The following is a 21,163-nucleotide window of genomic DNA, read 5'->3' on the forward strand; positions in this document are numbered from 1 at the left end:
CATGGAAGGCCGCCGCTGGGACTTGCGCAACGCCAATCGCGAGCAGCGCCTGCGGCGCGCCGCCGAGATGCTCGGCAGCGGCTGCCAGGGCAAGATAGTGGAAACCGGGCGCATCCAGGACCTGTTGTACAGCGTGCTGGAAGCGGGTGACAAAGTCTGCCTGGAAGGGAATAACCAGAAGCAGGCCGATTTCCTCGCCAAGGCGCTGGCCCGGCTCGATCCGGCGCGCATCAGCGGCCTGCACATGCTGCTGTCGGTGCTGGCCTTGCCGGAGCACCTGGATATCTTTGAAAACGGCGTCGCCGCCCGTCTGGACTTTTCTTTCTCCGGTCCGCAGGCGGGGCGCCTGGCGGGGCTGGTCGCGGCCGGCAAGCTGAACATCGGCGCCATCCATACCTATCTTGAACTGTTCGGCCGCTACTTTGTCGACCTGACGCCGCGCGTGGCGCTGGTGGCGGCGCAGGCGGCGGACCGCCACGGCAACCTGTACACCGGGCCGAATACCGAAGACACGCCGGCGATCGTCGAAGCCACGGCCTTCAGCGGCGGCATCGTGATCGCCCAGGTCAATGAGATCGTCGATGTCCTGCCGCGGGTGGATATCCCGGCGGACTGGGTCGGCTTCGTGGTGCAGGCGCCGACGCCGCACTATATCGAGCCGCTGTTCACGCGCGATCCGGCGCAGATCTCCGACATCCAGGTGCTGATGGCGATGATGGCCATCAAAGGCATCTACGCCGAGTATGCAATCCAGCGGCTCAACCACGGCATCGGCTTTGATACCGCAGCGATCGAGCTGCTGCTGCCGACCTACGCCGCGTCGCTGGGACTGAAAGGCAAGATCTGCCAGCACTGGGCGCTCAATCCGCATCCGGCGCTGATCCCGGCGATCGAGGCCGGCTTTGTCGAGTCCATCCATTCCTTCGGTTCCGAACTTGGCATGGAAGACTATATCCGGGCGCGCTCCGACGTATTTTTCGTCGGCGCCGACGGCTCGATGCGCAGCAACCGCGCCTTCAGCCAGATGGCCGGCCACTACGCCTGCGACATGTTCATCGGCTCCACCTTGCAGATCGACTTGCAGGGTAATTCGTCTACCGCTACCGCCGGCCGCATTGCCGGTTTCGGCGGCGCGCCCAACATGGGCGCCGATGCGCGCGGGCGGCGCCACGCCAGCCTGGCTTGGCTGAAGGCCGGCAAGCAGGCACGCGACGGCAGGAACCTGATTCCGCGCGGGCAAAAGCTGGTGGTGCAGATAGTCGAGACCTTCCGCGAACACATGCAACCGGCCTTCGTCGAAAAACTGGATGCCTGGGAGCTGGCCGAGCAGGCCGGCATGGCGATTCCGCCGGTGATGATCTACGGCGAAGACGTCAGCCATATCCTGACCGAGGAAGGGCTGGCCAACCTGCTGCTGTGCCGCAGCGACGAAGAACGCGAGCAGGCCGTGCGCGGCGTCGCCGGCTACACCGCCATCGGCCTGGGACGCGACAAGCGCATGGTCGAAAACCTGCGCGACCGCGGCATCATCCGGCGCCCGGAAGACCTGGGCATCGACAAGCGGCTGGCCACGCGCGACCTGCTGGCAGCCAAGAACATGAAAGACCTGGTGCGCGCCTCGGGCGGCTTGTACCAGCCGCCGAAGCGTTTCAGGAACTGGTGAACCGAACTGGCAAAGGTGATAGGGCGTTGCGATGGAAACCTTGAATTTTCGTTTTGAACATGGCCAGCGCCAGCTGCCCGCGACCGCGCAGCTGTCGGGCGTGGTCAGCTCGGGCAACCTGGAGGTGCTGATCGAATCGGCGCCGCTGAACGGCGCCTGCACGATTGAAATCAGGACCGCCGCGCGCGGCTTCGGCAAGATCTGGCAAGCGGTGCTGAGCGATTTCCAGCAGCGCTGGCAGCTGGCCGATACGCGCATCGCCATCAACGACATGGGCGCCACGCCGGCAGTGGTCAGCCTGCGCCTGGACCAGGCGGTGGAAGCGGCGCTGGGAGGTCAGCCATGAACAGTTATCTGGAAGCGCATGCGCGCGAGCGCCTCGATGCGGTGCTGGATGCCGGCAGTTTCCGCGAATTCCTGCCGCCGTCGCTGCGCATCGTCAGCCCGCATCTGGGCCAGCTGGATGCGCCGGTGTCGTTCGACGACGGCGTCGCCATCGGCGCCGGGCGGCTGTTCGGCGAGCCGATACTGGTGGCGGCGCAAGAGGGCGGTTTCATGGGCGGCGCGGTGGGCGAGGTGCACGGCGCCAAGCTGACAGGCCTGCTGCAGCGCGCGCTGCTGGAGCGTCCGTATGCGGTGCTGCTGCTGCTGGAAAGCGGCGGCGTGCGCCTGCACGAAGCCAATGCCGGCCTGATTGCAGTATCCGAAGTGATGCGCGCCCTGCTTGAGGTGCGCGCCGCCGGCATCCCTGTGATCGCGCTGGTCGGCGGTTCCAACGGCTGTTTCGGCGGCATGGGCATCGTCGCCTGCTGCGCCAATGCGATCGTGATGTCGGAAGAAGGGCGGCTGGCGATGTCCGGGCCGGAAGTGATAGAAACCGCCAACGGCGTCGAAGAATTCGACGCGCGCGACCGCGCGCTGGTCTGGCGCACCACCGGCGGCAAGCACCGCTACCTGCTGGGCGATTGCCAGATGCTGGTGGCCGACGACAGCGCCGTGTTCCGGCAGGCAGCCTTTGCCTTGATGCAGGAATGCCATGCCGGCGTCGACGCTATCGCCTTGACGCTGGAAGCGCTGGAGGCCGAACAGCAGTTCTTGCAGGACCGTGTCGATGCCTTCGGCGCTGCCGTCGACCCGCTCGACATCTGGCAAAAAATCGGCGTCGCCGATGCGGTCAATCTACCCATGCTGGAAGCCGACGTCTTTGTCGCCGCCACAGCGCAACTGCGACGGAGGCCGTGAATGGATTGGATTTCACTGGCAGGGCAGCTGTTCCCGCAAGGCCATACCATCGTCGAGCAGGATAATTTCCTGACCGGCACCGCGCAAGTCGACGGCGCCACGGTGAACGTGATCGGCAGCAGCGGCCACGCGCCGATCGGCGTCGAAATCGCCTTGCTGCAGGCGCAGGCGGTGCTGGCCACGGTGCGCAACTTCCCGCAGCGGCCTATCGTCATCCTGGTCGATACTCAAGGCCAGCGCCTGCGGCATCGCGATGAAATGCTAGGCATTAACAGCTATATGGCGCATCTGGGAAAATGCATCGCGCTGGCGCGCAGCCAGGGACACAAGATCATCGGCCTGGTGTACGACCAGGCGCTGTCGGGCGGCTTCATCACCAGCGGCCTGATGGCCGACGCCTGTTTTGCCCTGCCGCAGGCGACCATCCGCGTGATGGGCTTGCCGGCCATGGCGCGCATCACCAAGGTGCCGCTGGAGCGCCTGACGGAACTAGCCAAGAGCAATCCGGTGTTTGCGCCGGGACCGGTGAATTACCTGCACATGGGCGGCATCGAAGCGATCTGGGATGGCGATCTGGCCTTGCAGATGGCGCAGGCCTTGCGCGACGCCAACCCGCAGGACCGGCGCAGCGCCGCAGGCTTGCAGCGCGGCGGCCGCAGCCAGGCGTTTCCGGTGGCGCAGGCGGTGCTGGCCCATGCTGACGCGCCATAGCCTGGTCTGGCTTAGCGCCGACGGCTGGCAGCGGTCGGCGCAAGCAGTGGCGGCGGATTGCCGCGCGGCGCTGGAACGCTGGCAGCAGGAGGATTGGCCGCTGGTGCTGCGGCGGCGCGAAGCGGATGCACCGGAACATGAGTTGTGCCTGGGACTGGCGCTGCCGCCGGACAGCAATGGCGACAAGCTGAGGATTCCGCTGCGGGCGCAACTGGCGGATATCCAGCGAATTGAAGCACCGCTGACGCTGCGCCAGGCGCTGGCGCACATGCCGGCCGGCTGGAGCGGCCCGCTGCGCGCGTTTGCCGGCGATTGCCTGCACAGCGGCATCGCGCTGCGCTTGTACGGTTCCTGGGCCTGGCAAATCCTGACCCGCCAAAATTATGTCACCGCCGCTTCGGATATCGACCTGTTGTTTGCGCCCAGGAGCGCGCCGGAATTTTCGCGCGGCATGGCCTTGCTGGCGCAGCACGCGGCACGCTTGCCGCTGGATGGCGAAGTGATCTTTCCGGATGGCCGGGCCGTAGCCTGGAAGGAGTGCTGGCAAGCCATGCAGGCCGGCGCCGAAGGCGGCACTGCTGCGCGCGTGCTGGTGAAGACGGCAGCCGCGGTGCAGCTGAGCGCGCTGGCCAGCCTGATCTCCAGCCTGGAGCCGGCATGAGGATCGACGCGAGAGCCGCCATGAGAGCCGACATGACACGCGCAGCCTGCCATCCCCCCTTGCATCCTCCGGCCTCGCCGCAGTTGCGCCGGCACAGCCTGCCGCAACAAAGCGCACGTCAGCAGCAAGTCTTCTGCCTGCAAGTCGCACGGCTCGCCTTGCGCAGTCTGTATCGCGAATTGCAGTTGTATCCGAAACCCGGCCTGGTGTCCCTGGTTGATAACGGCAGCCACAGCGACATGGATGCCGGCACATTCATGCGCAGCCTGTTTTCGCTGCGTCATTATTTCGCTCGCATCACGCAAGCTGGCGTGGCAGGCAAGGAATTCGCCGTATTGCGGCAACTCGGCATTGGCGCTGAACAGACCATGCTGAAGGCGACCGCCGGCGTCAACACTCACCGCGGCGCGATTTTTTGCCTCGGCCTGTTGTGCGCGGCGGCCGGCTATTGCCATGGCCGCGGCATGTCCTTGTCGGCGCCGGCCATCCGCGCCACATTGCTGATACAGTGGGGCGATGCCTTGACCCGGCATATGCAGGAAAGAGCGGCGAGCACGCATTGCGCCGAACCTTCGCATGGGCGGCTGGCGGCGGAAAAATATGCGGTCAGCGGCGCCAGCGAAGAAGCGGCGCTGGGATTTCCATCGCTATTCGAAGCGGCTTTGCCGCGCTTCCTGTCGACGCTGGGAGCAGGCCGCGGCTACGACGCCGCCGCGGTGGACGCCTTGTTCGTCCTCATGGCGAGCATCAGCGACACCAATCTCTACCACCGGGGCGGCCCGGCGGCGGCCGACAAGGTGAAAGCATGCGCGCGGGCTTTCCTGGAAATGGGAGGCAGTGCGATAAAAGATTGGCGTGAACAAGCAATTAGTTGCCATAAAGTATTTATTCAGGATAAGCTGTCGCCCGGTGGCGCTGCCGATTTATTGGCCGCCACTTATTTGCTGCATGGATTAAGTTACCTGCGCTGAGAATCTGTCCACGATCTTACTGCGCCCGCGTGACCTGGCGCTAAACGGTGCTCAAAACCACGGTGTACAAAAAAAAGTACACTCCGGTTTTTCTGCGCCGTTTAGCGCCAGGTCACGCGGGCTCGTTAGAGATCGTGAACAGGTTCTGCGCGGGCGGCCTTCCATGCGGATACTGCGTCGACGAATATCTCTGGAGAACAAATGAAAGTGCATCAGAAGTTGTCTTTGGCTGTCAGCATCAGCGCGTTGGGCCTGTTTGGCTTGCTTGCGGCTGGTAGCGCTATCGCGGAACCGGGCATCACCAGCAACACCATCGTGATCGGCCAGTCTGCCGGTTTTACAGGCACCACGGCGGAAGAAGTGAAGCAAGCCACGGCAGGCGCCCAGCTGTATTTCGATATCGTCAACAAGCAAGGCGGCGTGTTCGGCCGCAAGATCGTGCTGGAGTCGCTGGACGACGGTTTCGAGCCGAAGCGCACCGTCGAAAATACCCGCAAGCTGCTCAATGAAAAGAATGCGTTCGCGCTGTTCCTGTATCGCGGCACCCCGACCACCGAATCCATCCTGGGCGCCATCAACGACGCTAAGGTGCCGCTGATTGCACCGGTCAGCGGCGCGACCTCGCTGCACGAGCCTATGCAGCACTATCTGTTCAATGTGCGTTCCAAGTATCGCGACGAAGTCGGCACCGCGATCGAGCAGCTGTCCGGCATGGGCCTGCAGCGCTATGCGGTGCTGGTCTCCAACGATTCCTTCGGCAATGACGCGCTGGAAGGCTTGAAGCAAGCGATCAAGAAGAATAAATTGCCGGAGCCGTTAGTCGCCAACTATGAACGCAACACCGTGGCGGTGGAGGGCGCGGTCAAGAAGATCTTCGATGCCAAGCCACAGGCAGTCCTGATGATTTGCACCGCCAAGCCGTGCGCTGCCTTCATCAAGCAGTATCGCGAAGCCGGCGGCCAGCAGCAGCTGATCACCTTGTCCAACGTCAGCTCGCAGGTGTTCCTGCAAGGCCTGGGGAAAGACGCGCGCGGCCTGGGCATGACGCAAGTGTTTCCGAATCCAAGAAGCTCCAGCACGCAGATTTCCAAGGAATTCATGACTGCGCTGAAGACCCGCAGCGAATTGTCCGATTCCTACCCGACGCTGGAAGGCTTCATCTCGGCCAAGGTGCTGGTGGAAGGCTTGCGCCGCGCCGGCAACAAGCCGACCCGCGACAGCCTGGTCAGCGGCCTGGAAAGCATGGGCGGTTACGATATCGGCGGCATGGCCCTCAAGTATGGCCCGAACAGCCGCGACGGCTTGAATTTCATTGAGTTGACCGTGATCGGCAAGGATGGCTACGTACTGCGCTAAGCCGCAATCGCAGCAAACCGCGGCGAGTCAGCCATGACGCCGCGGCTGGCGCTGCTGTGCTCAGGGCAGGGCGGGCAGCATGCGTCGATGTTCGAGTTGGCGCGCAGCGATCCCGCAAGCGCGGGGTTGCTGGCGCAGTTGCTCGATCCTTGGCTGGCTGCAACGCTGCCGGGCCTGTCGCTGCCAGAGGTCCTGCAGGACCAGGATCTGCTGTTCTCCAACCGCCTGGCGCAACCGCTGATCGTAGCTGCTACGGCCGCGATCTGGTCCGCATTGCAGGCGCAATTGCCGCCGCCGGAGCTGGTGGCCGGATACAGCATCGGCGAGCTGGCGGCCTGGCATGTCGCCGGCGCCATGTCCGCGCCGCAGGCGATCGCCCTGGCGCAGGCGCGGGCGCAGCTGATGGACGCATGCCTGCTGCCGGGATCGCCGCAAGTCTTGTTTGCCGTCAGCGGCATCGCCTTGCGGCCGCTGGCAGCCTTGCTGGCGTCGCAGCAGCTGCACGTGGCGATAGAAACCGATGCCGACAGCTGCATCGCGGGCGGCCTGCAGCAGGATTTGCCGGGCGCTGCCGCCGAAATCGAAAGGCAGGGCGGAAGAATAACGCTGCTGCCGGTGACGGTGGCTTCGCATACTCCCTTGATGGCAGCCGCGGTCGCGCCGTTTGCGCAGCAGCTCAAGCAGCAATTGTCGCGCGATCCCTCGCTGCCGCTGCTGTCCGGCCTTGATGCCCGTATCCTGACACGAAAAGAACAAGCGATAGAGACGCTGTCGCGGCAGCTGGCGCACACCATCCGCTGGAACGCATGCATGGATGCCTGCGCCGAGCGCGGCATTACGGCAGCGCTGGAACTGGGGCCGGGGGCAGCGCTGTCGCGCATGCTGGCGGCGCGCCATCCTCATATCGCATGCCGCTCGGCGAGCGAGTTCCGTTCGCTGCAGGGCATTGTCAACTGGCTGCAGCGCTTGTGACGGCCAGGCCGCTCAGGCTTGCTCCGCATGCGGCATCAGCAGCAGGAATGCGGCGATAAAGGCGGCTACCATGGGTGCGGCATCGCGCCGGTAAATCACGGCAACGTCGGATTGCGCATCCTGCGGCGGCAGTTGCAGGAAACGGATCCCCGCCGGCGCGATCTCTTGCATGCTTTCCGGCACGATCGCAATCCCCAGGTTGGCTTCAATCAGATTCAGCAGCGAGGCCTTGCGCGAGGTGGCGCGCGAAGCCTTGGGGAAGAAATCATGCCGCATGCACAGCGCCGCCACCAGGTTGCTGAGGCCGCCGCGGTCCTTGTGCGGCACCGATACAAAGTGTTCGTCGCGCAGCTCGGCGATGCCGATCGTGCTTCTGTGGGCAAAGCGATGATCCTTGGACAGCGCCACCACCAGTTTTTCAGAAAATATTTTCTTGACCTGGATGTTCGGCAGCTGGCGCAATATCGGCAGCCGCACCAGGCCGAAATCGGCGCGGCCTTCGTCGATGTCCAGCGCCTGGTGCTCTGAGGGCGCGCGGGAAAAATCCAGCGATACGCCGGGAAACTGCGTCAGCAGCGTATTGAAAATATTGCCCATGGCGGCGGACAAGGTGACCGAACTCGAATGCAGTACGCGGATGCGGCCCTGTTCGCCCTTGCCGACCTGATGCGCCTGGACAATGGCGTCTTCGATATCTTCCAGGATCCGTTTGCTTCTTTCATAGAACAGTTGCCCCGCCTCGGTCAGCTCGATATGGCGCGAATCGCGCTGCAGCAGGCTGACCTGCATGTCGATTTCCAGTTCCTTCATCTGGCGGCTCAAGGCCGACTGCGCGATGAACAGGTGTTCGGCGGCGCGGGTATAGCTGCCGGCGTCGACAATTTCGACGAAATACTTGAGCTGTCTGAGTGAAATCATTGTGAAGTCATTGCTATGCCGTTTCGAGATAGATGGCCGCCATATTCGGTATTGGCGCTGGCCTTGCCTGTAACGCTACAGTGAAGGCATGCGGCGCTTGCCGATATCGTGTTCGGCGCGTTGCCGCCACGCTGTTTTACCTTGGCTTTTCGAGGTGGTCAACATAAAAATCGCTGGTGCTTTCACCAGGACGATCAGGGGAATCTCATGTCCGAAATTTTACTCATTGTGATCGGCGCGAGCGGCGTCGCGATCAGCATTTTCGCCAATTTAACCTTTGCGCGGCGGAGCGGCTCCGCCGAGGTCCCGCCTGCCGTCGACGGATCGAAGCAGGGCGACCCTTGATCCTCGTCAAAGCTCTTGCTGCTGACGGCGGCTTGCCTTCAGCGGCTGCGCCGAAAATCGCATGCAAGCCTGCCCGCGCAACTGGTAATATTTGCGCATAGGGTATCAGTACATACAGGTCTGTATATGGCTGTGCGGCGGCAGGAAATAAATTTCACGAACTTGCTGGCCGCCACCTTGAATACCTCGCGTTCTTTGCATATATTGTCATACGACAACAAATTTTCACCCGTTTCACCACTTCCTTTCAGTCCGTAAAAATACATCTTGCATATGCATGACTGACTCAGGCCCTGGTCATGAGTCGATGTCGAATTCCCGTGACAAGCATCAGCTGCCTGTCGCAGGTGGGATTTTTATTGTTTGCCGCCGGCAGCATCGGTGAATACAACTTGCGAGGACTACATGTCGATTAAACGAAAACTTTTGTTTGGCCTGGCCGTTTCCCTACAATTATGTGCGCTGGCATTTGCCGCCCATCAGGCGCTGGCGCAGGAGACGCTGCAAGGCGAGGCGGTGGCGGCGCGGCTGCCGGCCGACCAGCCTTATAACGACAAGACGCTGTACGGCTTCGGCGCCGGCGATGCGCTTACTGCCGCGCAGGTGACGGAAAACGCCGCGGTCACCCACAACAGCATTTCGATCAACGGCAGGACCATCCGCTACACCGCGACCGCAGGCCATCTGACCGCCGCCGATCCGAAAACAGGCAAGCCGGAGGCCTCGATTTTCTACGTTGCCTATACCGCTGACAAACAGGACGCCGGCAAGCGGCCGGTCACCTTTTTCTATAATGGCGGCCCGGGCTCGTCGTCGGTATGGCTGCACCTCGGCTCCTTCAGCCCCAAGCGCATCGTGACCGGCGATCCGGCCACCACGGAGCCGCTGCCATTCCCGTTTGTCGACAACAAGCAAAGCCTGATCGACACCACTGACATGGTGTTCGTCGATGCGGTCGGCACCGGCTTCTCCGAAGCCATCAGCCCCAACACCAACCAGACTTTCTGGGGTGTGGACAGCGATGCGGCGGTGTTCCGGGATTTCGTCACGCGCTACCTCAATGCCAATCACCGGCTGGAATCGCCCAAGTACCTGTTTGGCGAATCGTATGGCACGCCGCGCACCGACGTCCTCGCCAACCTGCTGGAAATGGCCGGCACCAAGCTGACTGGCGTGGTGCTGCAATCGGCCATCCTGAACTACAACTCGAACGCCGACTTTAACGGCGGCTCGTATGGACCGTACTTCCCAGGCTATGCAGCAGTGGGAGCCTATTTCAACCTGGTGACGCCGGCGCCGGCCAATCTCACCAAGTTCGCCAAGCAGATGCGCACTTTCGTGGCCGGCAGCTATGAGCCAGCGGTGGATGCCTTCCTGGCTTCGAATACGCAACCCTCGGCCGACCTGCTGAACCAGCTGTTCTTCAACAGCGGTTATACCGTGCCGCAATGGAAGGCCGATTTCAACCTGGACGAAACCACTTTCCGCGCCAACCTGATTCCCGGTTCCGTGATCGGCCGCTATGACGGCCGGGTGGTGGCGGTCAACGGCAGCCCGCTGGCGGCCGATGGCGACCCTTCCAGCACCCTGATCACACAGCCGTTCACCGACCGCATGAATGACTATCTGCCGCACGGTTTGAAATACACCGCGGTCTCGGCCTACAACATAGAAAACGGCGACACCATCCAGAACTGGGTCTGGACCCACGATGGCCTGCCTCTGCCGGATACGATTCCCGACCTGGCGGCAGCCATCTATCAGAATCCCAAGCTCAAGGTATTGTCGGCGAACGGCTACCATGACCTCGCCACGCCTTTCTACAATACGGAGCTGGACCTGGGCCGCCTGGGGCCGATTTCCGGCTTGCAGATCACGCATTATCGCGGCGGCCACATGATTTACCTGTTCGATCCGTCGCGCCTGATGATGAAAGACGATCTGGTGCGGTATTACGGCAGCCGCTCATGATGCGCGCGGATATTTCGCACATCCTGCTGGCCATTCAACCCGATAGGTACTGGAGCTGATATGAAATCATTCCTGACACTTTTGGCGGTCTCGTCTCTCGCCATCATCCTGCCTGCTGCGGCGCTGGCGCAAAGCACCGTCAACGCCACCACCACGCCCGCGCGCCAGGGCATGGCGCAGCTGGGCGATCCTTACGTGCCGGCGCACGTCAAGGCCGCCGCCCGCATCGCCGCCAGGCCGGCCGCGGCTGGCGCCTCGCTGCAAGAACGGGCCCTGCAGAAGCTGCAAGCGAAATTCAGCGAAGCCGACAGCAGCAACAGCGGTTCCGTCACCAAGGCCCAGGCGCAGCAGGCGGGCTTCGGCTTTGTCGCCAACAATTTCGAGCAGATCGATGTCAATCACGCCGGCAGGGTCACCTTCGACAACGTCAAGGCTTATATGCGCGCCAATGGGGCGAACTTCTAGGTCTTGACGAATCGCTGCGGCAGCAAAGTCACGTCGACGGCATGGACGGCAAACTGTCATCCATGCCGTTTATCCGTGTTAAATTACCTCGACGTCACCAGACCAAAAGGGGAATGCCGATGCGCCCATTGTTGCCTGTCTTGCCCGCCGAGAAGGCGGGTCCTTGATGCAGATTGCCGATACCTTCTACGATGACATGGCCTCCGCCTATCATCTGATTTTCGCCGACTGGGCTGCAACGATAGAACAGCAGGGAATGATTTTGTCCGCGTTGCTGCCGGCGCCGGCGGCGGTCGGCAAGGTGCTGGATTGCGCCTGCGGCATCGGCACCCAGGCGCTGGGACTGGCAGGCCGCGGTTATCAGGTCGAAGGCAGCGATCTTTCCTGGGCCGAGATCGAGCGCGCTAGGCTGGAAGCAGGCAAGCGTGGTCTGTCTATTCCATTCCGCACGGATGACATGCGCCTGCTGGACACCTCGGCTTCCGGTGAATACGGCGTGGTGCTGGCTTTCGATAACGCCTTGCCGCATCTCGATAGCGAAGAAGATATCGACCAGGCGCTGGCGGCGATGTACCAGAGGCTGCGGCCCGGCGGCAGGCTCATGCTCAGCCTGCGTGACTACGGGCCGTTGATGGAGCAGCGGCCGGAAATGATGCCGCCGGCGATGTTCATGGACGACGGCCGCCGCCGTATCGTGCATCAGGTCTGGGACTGGCTGGATGAGCGCCGTTACATGGTCCATCTGTATATCACGCGCCAGATGCCGGACATGGCATGGCAGACCAGCCACTTTGCCGGTCGTTATCGCGCGATTACGCCGCAGGAAGTGGCTGCTCATGCGAGCAAGGCGGGCTTTAAGCAAGTGCAAATCCTGCCACCGGCTGCGACTGGATATTACCAGCCGATTGTCGCAGCCATGCGTCCCGCTGCCTGAATTTCCCACCTGCTGCATCGAGGCTATGTAGCTGCTGCCGGCCGAGCCGGCAGCAATATCTCCACCGCATGCTCGCGCTTGTCGTCGATCAGCGCAATCGCGGCGTCCGTCTGCATCGCGCCGTCGACCTTGATGTAGCTGGCGACGCCATCGGCGACACCCTGGTGCAGCACTATCTGATAGGTGGTGTCGCGATAGCGGTAGGCCAGGCGGCAGGATGTCCAGTTGTCCGGCAAGCAGGGCGCTACGTACAGCTTATCGCCGGCCAGGCGCAGGCCGAGCAGCGATTCGACGATCAGGCGATACATCCATCCAGCCGATCCGGTATACCAGGTCCAGCCGCCGCGGCCGACGTGCGGTACGCCGGCATAGACGTCGGCGGCGACCACGTAGGGCTCGACCTTGTACCTGGCGATCTTGCTTGCAGTCTTGCCGTGGCCGAGCGGATTGATCAGCCGCATCAGTTCCCAGGCGCGTTTCTGGTCGCCCAGCTTGGCGAAAGCCATCACGGTCCAGATTGCCGCGTGGGTGTACTGGCCGCCGTTCTCACGCACGCCGGGTACGTAGCCGCGGATGTAGCCGGGGTTCTGGTCGGATTTGTCGAACGGCGGATCGAGCAGCTGGATGATGCCGTCCTTGCGCCGCACCAGGCGTTCATCCACCGCCTGCATCGCCATCAGGCTGCGCTGGGGATCGCCGCCGCCGGACAGCACCGACCAGCTTTGCGAAATCGAATCGATCTGGCATTCGACATTCTTGGCAGAGCCGAGCGGCGTGCCGTCGTCGAAATAGGCGCGCCGGTACCAGGCGCCGTCCCAGCCGTTGGCGGCGATGTTTTTCTTCAGCTTCGCGGCCTCAGCCCGGCAACGCTCGGCGAAGGCCTGGTCCTGGCGGCCGGCGGCGATTTCGGTAAAACTGGTCAGGACCTCGTACAGGAAGAAGCTGAGCCAGACGCTTTCGCCTTTGCCCTTTTCGCCGACCTTGTCCATGCCGTCGTTCCAGTCGCACGAACCCATCAGCGATAGCCCATGCGCACCGAAGCGCAAGCCGTGTTCGATGGCGCGCACGCAATGGGCATACAGCGTCGCCACCTCGCTGGAGCGGCCCGGCAGGTCGTAGTAGGAATCTTCATCCGGGTTCACTGCCCGTCCTTCCAGGAAGTGCGCGGTTTCGTCCAGCACGGTAATGTCACCGGTGGTGCTGACATAGCGATGCACCGCCAGCGGCAGCCACAGGAAATCGTCGGAACAATGGGTGCGGACGCCGCGGTCGGTGGGCGGATGCCACCAGTGCTGGACATCGCCTTCGATGAACTGGTGGGCGGCGCACAGCAGCAGATGCTCGCGCAGCAGCTGCGGCTGGCTATGCACCAGGGCCATGGCGTCCTGCAGCTGGTCGCGGAAGCCGAACGCGCCGCCCGACTGGTAGTAGCCGCTGCGCGCCCACATGCGGCAAGAAATCACCTGATACATCAGCCAGCCGTTGGCCAGCAGGTTCAGCGCCGGGTCCGGCGTTTCTATCTGTATTGCACCCAGGGTACGCTCCCAGAACGCATGGACCGCTTGCAACGCCGTTTGCGCCGCAGCTGCGCCGCGGCGACGTTGCAGCAGCTCGCCCAGGTTGTCGTGATGGCTATCGGCGACGCCGAGCATGAACACGATTTCTCGCTGCTGGCCGGGACTGAGTTCGAACTTCTGCTGGATCGCGGCGCAAGGATCGAGTCCGGCGCCGACCTTGCCCGACAAGCGTATCCGTTCCATCGCCGCCGGGCTTTGCAGGGAACCGTTGCGGCCGATGAATTCGTAGCGGTCGCCGCTGACGCTGCGGACACTAGCGTCGACATCGAAGAAGGCGGTGCGGTCGGGGAATTCGGTGTTGTAGCGATTGCGCGCCAGCAGGGCGCCGCTGGCAGGATCGATTTCAGTGACGATATGCATCACCGACTTTGGGCGCAATTCGCCCAGCACCCATTCGGCATAGCCGGTGGCGGACAGCTTGCGCACCCCATCCGATTCGTTGCGCACGCGCAGCACGGAGTATTTGACCGGGGCATCGATAGCGACATAGACCGTCAGTTCAGAGACGATGCCTTCCTCGATATGCTCGAAGACGCTGTAGCCGAAACCGTGGCGCGTCACATAGCCGCCGGCGCCGCGGCGCGGCAATGGCGCCGGCGACCAATAGCGGCCGCTTTCTTCGTCGCGCAGGTAGAAGGCTTCGCCGCCGCTATCGCTGACCGGATCGTTGGCCCAGGGAGTCAGGCGGAATTCGTGGGCGTTCTCGCCCCAGGTGTAGGCTTGTCCGCTTTCGGAAACGACCGTGCCGAACTGCGGATTGGCGATCACGTTGCTCCATGGCGCCGGCGTGGTTTGCGTGGGCGAGGTGGCGATGACATATTCGCGGCCGTCGGCGCTGAAGCCGCCCAGGCCGTTTGCCATCAGCAGCTGTCGGCTGGCCAGGGCCAGCCCGTCGGGCACGCTGAATGCTTGCGGCCGGAGTGTCGGCGTCAGGCGCGGCACCCGGATCTCCATCAGGTCGCGGCGGTTGATCTGTTCGGCCAGCGTGCCGCGGCTGTCGGTCAGGATCACCCGCGCCACAGCCTTGAACAGGATCCGGTCTTCGTCGGAAATCTGGTCCACCAGCCGCAGGAAAATGCCGCCCGGGCGGTCGATTGCATTGGCGCCGGTGACCGAGGAAATCAAGCCCATGATCTGTTCCTGCAACAGCTGGCGGTAGCCGGCATGGTCTTCGTTCCAGATCACCAGGTCGACCGCCAGCCCTTTCGAGCGCCAGTAGGCATGGGCTTGCACCAGTTGCCGCACCAGTTCGATATTCTCCTTGCTCTTGATCTGCACCAGCACGATCGGCAGGTCGCCGGAAATGGCGTAGCCCCACAGGCCCGACTGCCCGCGATGGTTGCGGATCAGCACGCTGGCGTCGGCGCGCAGCAGCGGGTTGACAAAGATCACCGAATTCGCCAGGCGGCCATACAGCTGGGCGTCGGCCTCGCTGGCGTTAAGCTGGCGCAGCACCACCTGGCTATGCGGCCAGGACAGTTCGACCACGCGGTCGGCCAGATGGCGGTCCTGGTATTTTTCGATCAGGCCGAGGCAGATATCGCGCGAGTCGGCGATGCCGGTCACCATGTCGATGGTGACCACCTGTTCCGGCTCCAGCGTGATCTGGCAGCGGATCGCCACGATCGGATCGAGCACCGGCCCGGCGCTGCCGCCGAGGGGGCCGGGCTTGCGCATGGCTTGCGGCGCCGCGACGGTGTTGCCGCGGCCGAGGAATTCCATGCGGTCGGTCTCGTACGATACCGCATCCAGTTCCGCGCCGTGGATCGCCATCAGATGGAACATCCAGGGCATTTTCTCGTTCATCGAACGCGGCCGGCGGGTGCACAGGATGGCGCGTTGCGGACCGAGGATCTCGGTCTGCACGAACAGGTTGCTGAAGGCCGGGTGGGTGGCGTCGGCCGGCGCAGGCGCCAGCACCACCTCGGCATAGCTGGTGATGTCGATGGTCCTGTGCGTGCGCGAGCGGTTGATGATGCGGGTCCGGCGCAATTCGATATCGTCCTCCTGCGACACCACGATCTCGGTGTGCATGTCGAGATTGTTGTCGCGCCGGCGGAATTCCGCCCGGCCTTCGGAAAAGATCACCTCGTAATTCCTGGGCGGCGCCAGTGTCGGCTGGTAAGCGGTCGACCAGAAGTAGGCGCTGTCTTCGTTGCTGCTTTCGTCGACGTCGCGCACGTAGCAGAAGGCGCCCCAGTTGTCGCGCGTGCTGTCTTCGCGCCAGCGGGTGACCGCCAGGTCGTTCCAGCGGCTGTGGCCGCCGCCGGCGCTGGTGACCATCACATGGTAGCGGCCGTTCGACAGCAGCTGGATTTCCGGCGTACGCGGATCGGTGCGCTGCAAGACGCGCATCTGTATGCCCTGGTCGCCGCCCGCGGTGCGGATATCGGCCAGGTCGGAGGTGTTGGAATAAGTCGCGCTGGCTTTGGGCACGCGCTCGTGCAGCAGGGACATGGTGGCCTGGAACAGGGGATCGGATTCGAAGCGCTTTTGCATGGGGCGGTCGAGCAGCAGGTAGGCCAGCGCCAGGAGTCCCATGCCCTGGTGATGCGCCATGAAGGAGCGGATCACGGCATTGTTCTGTCCGCGCGGCAGGCGCGATGGCGTGTAGTCGATGGCTTCAAAGAAGCCGTACTCGCCTTCGAACCCTTCCGCCGCCAGTTGCTGCAGGTTGCTGCACGCCTGTTCCGGCGCCACCATCAGGGCCATCATCGAGGCGTAGGGAGCGATCACCAGGTCGTCGCCCAGGCCGCGCTTGAAGCCCAGGCCCGGCACGCCGAACGCGCGGTATTGATAATTGAGGCTGGCATCGAAGGTGTGGTAGCCCGATTCTGAAATGCCCCACGGCACGTTGCGCTGGGCGCCGTACTCGATCTGGCGCTTGATGGCGGAGTCGTAGGTCTGGTCCAGCAGGGTATTGGCGAAAGTCGGCATCACCAGCAGCGGCATCAGGTATTCGAACATCGACCCGCTCCACGACAGCAGGATCGGCTCGCCGCCGGCGATGGTCAGCTGGCGGCCGAGGGCGAACCAGCTTTCCTGCGGCAGCTGGCCCTGGGCGATGGCGATGAAGGTCGTCATGCGGGCTTCCGAGGCCAGCAGATCGTAGAAGCTGAGGTCGCGCCGGCGTTCGCTGACGTTGTAGCCGATCGCCAGCAGATGGGTGGCGGGATCGTACAGGAAACCGTACTCCATCCTGGCGAACTCTTCGGCCTGGGTCGCCAGCTGCTCGATCAGCAGGATGTTTTCACTGGCGCGCCTGCTGCCTTCGGCCAGCAGGCGCTGCAGCGTGGACAGGCGTTCGATCTGCGGTACATTGCCTTGCTCGGCCAGCTTTCTTTCAAATTTCCCGGTCAACTCCGTATGCAGGCGCGCGAGCTGGCGCAAGGTCGGGATCTGGTCGAGCTCGGGAAAGTCGTCCAGCCAGTCCGCCGGCGCCAGCATCCGGCCCCATGGCGCCAGCTGATCGAGTTCTTCCTGCGCTTCCCGGCACTGGCTGGCGAGCGCGCGCGCCCAGACGTTGAGCTGGGTATCGGGCACGGCGTCAAGCCCGGCAACAAAGCTGGTCGCACAATGGCTCAGGCGTTGCAGGAAATCGTGGGCCACGGTCAAGGTGGCAGGCGTGGACTGGCAGGCCGAATCGAGATCTTTTTCGAACTGGACCAGCTTGGCCAGCGGGCCGCCGCCGGCGGTGTCGCGCAGGATTTCGTAAGTGTCGCGCAAGCCCGGAAAGACGCGCGCGCCGATGATGGCGCTGTCCAGCAAGCCTTCCAGGCCGGGGCGCAGCGTCAGCAGATGCCCGGCCAGGTTGCCGCTGTCCACGGTCGAGACATAGATGGGGTGCAGCGGTCTCAGGTACTGGGTGTCGTACCAGTTGTAGAAATGGCCCTGGTAGCGTTCCAGGGCGGCGAGGGTCTGAAAGGTGTTCTGGGTGCGTATGATCAGTTGCCCCGCCGGGATGTAGCCAAAGTCGTAGGCTGCCAGATTGGCCAGCAGCGACAGGCCGATATTGGTCGGCGAGGTACGCCGCGCCACCACGGCGACAGGGTGTTCCTGGACATTGTCCAGCGGCAGCCAGTTGTCTTCCGGACCGACATAGGTTTCAAAGAAGAGCCATATCTTGCGCGACAGCGAACGCAGGAATTGCGTTTGCTCGCTAGTCAGCTGCGCCTGGCGGCGGACGACAGGCTGGCTGATCCACCAGGCGATGAAGGGCGACGCCAGCCATAGCAGCAGGATAGGAGCGGCGGCTGGCAGCGCCGGCGGCTGGGCGACGCTCAGGCAGGCGGTTGCCGCGGCGGCGATGGCGGGGGCGATCCACATGTCGCGAAAATAGGACAGCAGGCCGTTGCCGGACTGGCGGCTGGTTTCGCTGGAGGGTTGCCATTCCAGCAGTTTCCTGTGCGTGACCAGTATCCGCCACTGGGTGCGGATCACGGCGTCCAGATTGACGGCGGCTTCATAGGGCAGAAAAATCAGCGTCAGCGCCGCATGGCTGAAATGCTGGCCGGCGGCTTTCAGGGTGGCTGAGAAATGCTGGCGCAGCAAGACGTCGGCAGGCTTGCGCAGCAGGCTGACGATGCTGGCGCAGATCGATGGAATCAGGATGATCGCCAGCACCGCGCCGCTCCAGAACCAGGCCGATGGCAGCAGCCAGCCGGCCAGCAGCAAGGCCGTCAGCGCAAACGGCGCCATGCTGCGGCGCAGGTTGTCGAACAGCTTCCAGCGCGACAAGGCGGACAGCGGATTGCGGTGGCGCAGGATCTTGCCGCTCGCCGGATCGCGCGCGCCCGGCACGCTGGGCAGCAGCCAGGAAGCGATCTGCCAGTCGCCGCGTATCCAGCGATGGCGGCGGCGGACGTCGGCGCTGTAGCGGGACGGATACTGCTCATACAGCTGGACGTCGCTCAGCAGGCCGGCGCGGGCATAGCAGCCTTCCAGCAGATCGTGGCTGAGCACCCGGTTTTCCGGCATGCGCTTGCCCAGCACCTGCTCGAAGGCATCGATGTCGTAGATCCCCTTGCCGACGAAAGAACCTTCGCCGAACACGTCCTGGTATACATCCGAGACGGTGCGGGTGTAGGGATCGATGCCGATCTCGCCGCCGCACAGCAGTTCATAGCGCGACGCCGAGGCGCTCGGCAGGCTGACCGCCACTCGCGGCTGCAGGATGCCGTAGCCGTCGACCACGCGTTCGCGGCTGGCGTCATACTGCGGCCGGTTCAGCGGATGGGCCATGGTGGCGACGAACTGCCTGGCGGCGTCGCGCGGCAATTCCGTATCGGTATCCAGCGTGATGACGTAGCGGACGTTGCTGAGGCTGTCGGTATCGCCGGCAATCAGCGAATAGGCATCTGCTTCGCCGCCGCGCAGGAAGGCGTTCAGGTCGGCCAGCTTGCCGCGCTTGCGTTCGTACCCCATCCATGTTTTTTCCTGCGGGTTCCAGCGCCGCGGACGATGCAGCAGCAGGAAACGGTCGTCATGGGCCTTGCTGTATTCCTGGCGGTATTTCTGGTTCAGTTCGGTAATATTATTATTGATATGTTCCAGCAGGCTGTCTTCGCCGGCCAGGTTTTCGCTGTCGGCATCCGCGAAATCGGTGAGCAGGCAGAAGCGCAGGTTGTCATCGCGGTTGGCGAGGTAGCGCACCTCCAGCGTTTCGGTCAGCTCGTCGATGTTTTGCCGGGTGAACAGCATGGTGGGCACCACTACCAGCGTACGCGACTCACGCGGTATGCCTTCCGAGAAATCCATGCGCGGCAGCGGCCGCGGCACCGTGATCAGCGTGGCGAACCAGTTGACCATGGCCAGCGCCAGCTGGCTGGCGGCGAGCAGCGCGACGATTGCCAGCCCCGCCAGCTGCCAGTCGCCGGCGCCGTCGGCATAAGTCCTGGCAAGCATCAGGCCGGCCACCAGCAGGCTCAGCAGCAAGATGCTGGCGAGGTACGCCGCCAGCGGCGAATCGCGGCCGGCGCTGCGCAGCCGTTCCGGCAACGGCGGCCTGTAAGCGGTTGCCGCCTCCAGCTGCGGCAAGCCTTTGCCAATCAGGTAATAGCCGACATGGCTGCTGCGCGTTTCGTTGTCGCCCGGCTGCATATTGGCTGCCGCCAGCCGCAGCGCCTGCTGCGCTACTTCGATTTCGGACATGCGGCTGTGCTTGGCGAGCTTTTCAACCACATGGCGGTAGCAGTCGCGCGTGGCGAAATCCATGCGCGCATAGACATCGCCCGGGTCCTTGCGCAAGGTATGGTCGACCATGCTCATGGTTTCGACGAATTCGCGCCAGTCCATGGCGCCCAGGAAGCGCAGGCTGCCGATGCTGTTGCTGATGGAGACCTGGTCGGCGGCCTGTTGCTGGGTTTCGGACTGGACCAGCTGTTCAATGGTGTGGCCGGATTCGTTCAGGCGCTGAGACAGCCAGGTCATGGGCAGCGTCAGCGCCGGGCTCTGTCCTTGCAGGCGCCGCACCAGCTCGGCTACGAAGGAGCTGTCGAGCGGTGGATTGGAGCGTGCCATGTCAGCCACCAGCAGGATCAGGTTGCTGGGATCGTTTTCGGCGCTTTCCGCCATCGCGTCGGCCCAGGATTCTGCCAGGTTGCGGTTGAGGCGGGTCTGCGCCAAGTGGGCGGCGACCCGCCGCAGGTTCTCGATCAAGGCCAGGCGCAGCATGATGGGAATCGCCCACAGCTCGCCCAGCGTCAGCGGCGCCACCTGCTGGTAGGCAGCGACGAAGCGGCTCAGGTTTTCCGGATCGACGCGGCCGTCGCCGTGTGAAATGGTTTCCAGCGCGATATCGTACACGCGCGGGCGGCCGGCGGAATTGCCGCGCAGCAGGCGCGGCAATGCGCGGCTGTAGTTTTTCGGCAGGTGCCGTTTGGCGGTGCGGATCTGTTCTTCGATCAGGTAAAAATTGTCGAGCAGCCATTCCGCCGCCGGCGTTACCTGGCGGCCGATTTTGATGGCCTCGGTCAGCTGGCTGCAGGCATCGATGATGACGCTTTCGTTTTCGGCCAGGCGCGCCAGCAGCTGGTCGCGGCCGCGTTCCGGGCTGAGCTTGTGCGCATTGGCCAGGATGCGGCCGTGCTGCTCCATTTGCAGGGCGCTGAACAATTCGGCGCGCAAGGGAAGCTCGTCATCGTCCCGGCCGCCGCCATTATCCGAGCGTAGCGCGGTTTTAATGCCGAGCAGGTAATCGAATACGGATTTGTGGTCTGTTTTCAATTCTGGTATTTCTATTTTTATAACGAAAAAGAACCGGATCGCAGGGCGCGGAAGAGTTTGCAGTGATCAGATTCTGGCCCTGCTGGATATCGCTTCTGGCAAGCGGAAGGGCGCCGCGTCAGGAGAAGACGTTCGACAGGGGACGGTAGAAAT

General features: G+C 63.4%; 14 protein-coding genes. 12 read left to right on the top strand and 2 right to left on the bottom strand.

The window, feature by feature from the left end; genetic code table 11:
* Window position 1 precedes the first annotated feature (1 nt).
* From mdcA to KHU30_RS01005, 8 genes are all read left to right on the top strand, one after another.
* Complete coding sequence (mdcA, locus tag KHU30_RS00970; RefSeq protein WP_211440784.1) at window positions 2-1,663, top strand: malonate decarboxylase subunit alpha; 1,662 nt, start codon at window positions 2-4, stop codon at window positions 1,661-1,663.
* A gap of 31 nt (window positions 1,664-1,694) precedes the next feature.
* Entirely contained in the window at window positions 1,695-2,009 is a 315-nt protein-coding gene (mdcC, locus tag KHU30_RS00975) for a malonate decarboxylase acyl carrier protein (protein ID WP_211440785.1), read from the top strand.
* Window positions 2,006-2,905, top strand: a complete 900-nt coding sequence (locus KHU30_RS00980; RefSeq protein WP_211440786.1) for a biotin-independent malonate decarboxylase subunit beta — start codon at window positions 2,006-2,008, stop codon at window positions 2,903-2,905. The genes mdcC and KHU30_RS00980 overlap by 4 nt, the downstream gene beginning before the upstream one ends.
* The gene (gene mdcE / locus KHU30_RS00985; protein WP_211440787.1) at window positions 2,906-3,616 is read left to right on the top strand and encodes a biotin-independent malonate decarboxylase subunit gamma; all 711 of its coding nucleotides are present in this window, start codon (window positions 2,906-2,908) and stop codon (window positions 3,614-3,616) included.
* On the top strand, window positions 3,600-4,277 hold the full coding sequence (mdcG, locus tag KHU30_RS00990) for a malonate decarboxylase holo-[acyl-carrier-protein] synthase (RefSeq protein WP_211440788.1): 678 nt from the start codon (window positions 3,600-3,602) through the stop codon (window positions 4,275-4,277). Before mdcE ends, mdcG begins: the two co-directional genes overlap by 17 nt.
* 32 nt (window positions 4,278-4,309) lie before the next feature.
* Complete coding sequence (gene mdcB, locus KHU30_RS00995) at window positions 4,310-5,248, top strand: triphosphoribosyl-dephospho-CoA synthase MdcB (RefSeq protein WP_211440789.1); 939 nt, start codon at window positions 4,310-4,312, stop codon at window positions 5,246-5,248.
* Between the two features lie 201 nt (window positions 5,249-5,449).
* The gene (locus KHU30_RS01000) at window positions 5,450-6,604 is read left to right on the top strand and encodes an ABC transporter substrate-binding protein (protein WP_211440790.1); all 1,155 of its coding nucleotides are present in this window, start codon (window positions 5,450-5,452) and stop codon (window positions 6,602-6,604) included.
* 33 nt (window positions 6,605-6,637) lie between these two features.
* On the top strand, window positions 6,638-7,576 hold the full coding sequence (locus tag KHU30_RS01005) for an ACP S-malonyltransferase (protein WP_211440791.1): 939 nt from the start codon (window positions 6,638-6,640) through the stop codon (window positions 7,574-7,576).
* A gap of 12 nt (window positions 7,577-7,588) precedes the next feature.
* Here the strand turns inward: KHU30_RS01005 and KHU30_RS01010 are convergent, their stop codons facing one another.
* Window positions 7,589-8,494: a LysR family transcriptional regulator gene (locus KHU30_RS01010; RefSeq protein WP_211440792.1), complete on the bottom strand. Its 906-nt coding sequence runs from the start codon at window positions 8,492-8,494 to the stop codon at window positions 7,589-7,591.
* Window positions 8,495-8,701: 207 nt separating this feature from the next.
* Between KHU30_RS01010 and KHU30_RS01015 the strand changes: the two genes are divergently transcribed.
* The 4 genes from KHU30_RS01015 to KHU30_RS01030 all read left to right on the top strand — a co-directional run bounded on the left by KHU30_RS01015 (window position 8,702) and on the right by KHU30_RS01030 (window position 12,209).
* Entirely contained in the window at window positions 8,702-8,839 is a 138-nt protein-coding gene (locus KHU30_RS01015; RefSeq protein ID WP_211440793.1) for a hypothetical protein, read from the top strand.
* Between the two features lie 405 nt (window positions 8,840-9,244).
* Window positions 9,245-10,810, top strand: a complete 1,566-nt coding sequence (locus KHU30_RS01020) for a S10 family peptidase (protein ID WP_211440794.1) — start codon at window positions 9,245-9,247, stop codon at window positions 10,808-10,810.
* Window positions 10,811-10,870: 60 nt separating this feature from the next.
* On the top strand, window positions 10,871-11,275 hold the full coding sequence (locus tag KHU30_RS01025; RefSeq protein ID WP_211440795.1) for an EF-hand domain-containing protein: 405 nt from the start codon (window positions 10,871-10,873) through the stop codon (window positions 11,273-11,275).
* Between the two features lie 166 nt (window positions 11,276-11,441).
* Window positions 11,442-12,209, top strand: coding sequence for a class I SAM-dependent methyltransferase (locus KHU30_RS01030; protein WP_211440796.1), 768 nt, complete (start codon window positions 11,442-11,444; stop codon window positions 12,207-12,209).
* Between the two features lie 23 nt (window positions 12,210-12,232).
* Here the strand turns inward: KHU30_RS01030 and KHU30_RS01035 are convergent, their stop codons facing one another.
* Window positions 12,233-21,010 (bottom strand): GH36-type glycosyl hydrolase domain-containing protein, encoded by an 8,778-nt coding sequence (locus KHU30_RS01035; RefSeq protein WP_407928009.1) that lies wholly within the window; start codon window positions 21,008-21,010, stop codon window positions 12,233-12,235.
* Between the last annotated feature and the right edge of the window lie 153 nt (window positions 21,011-21,163).

Source organism: Collimonas humicola (assembly GCF_018304945.1).
GTDB classification, from domain to species: domain Bacteria; phylum Pseudomonadota; class Gammaproteobacteria; order Burkholderiales; family Burkholderiaceae_D; genus Collimonas; species Collimonas humicola.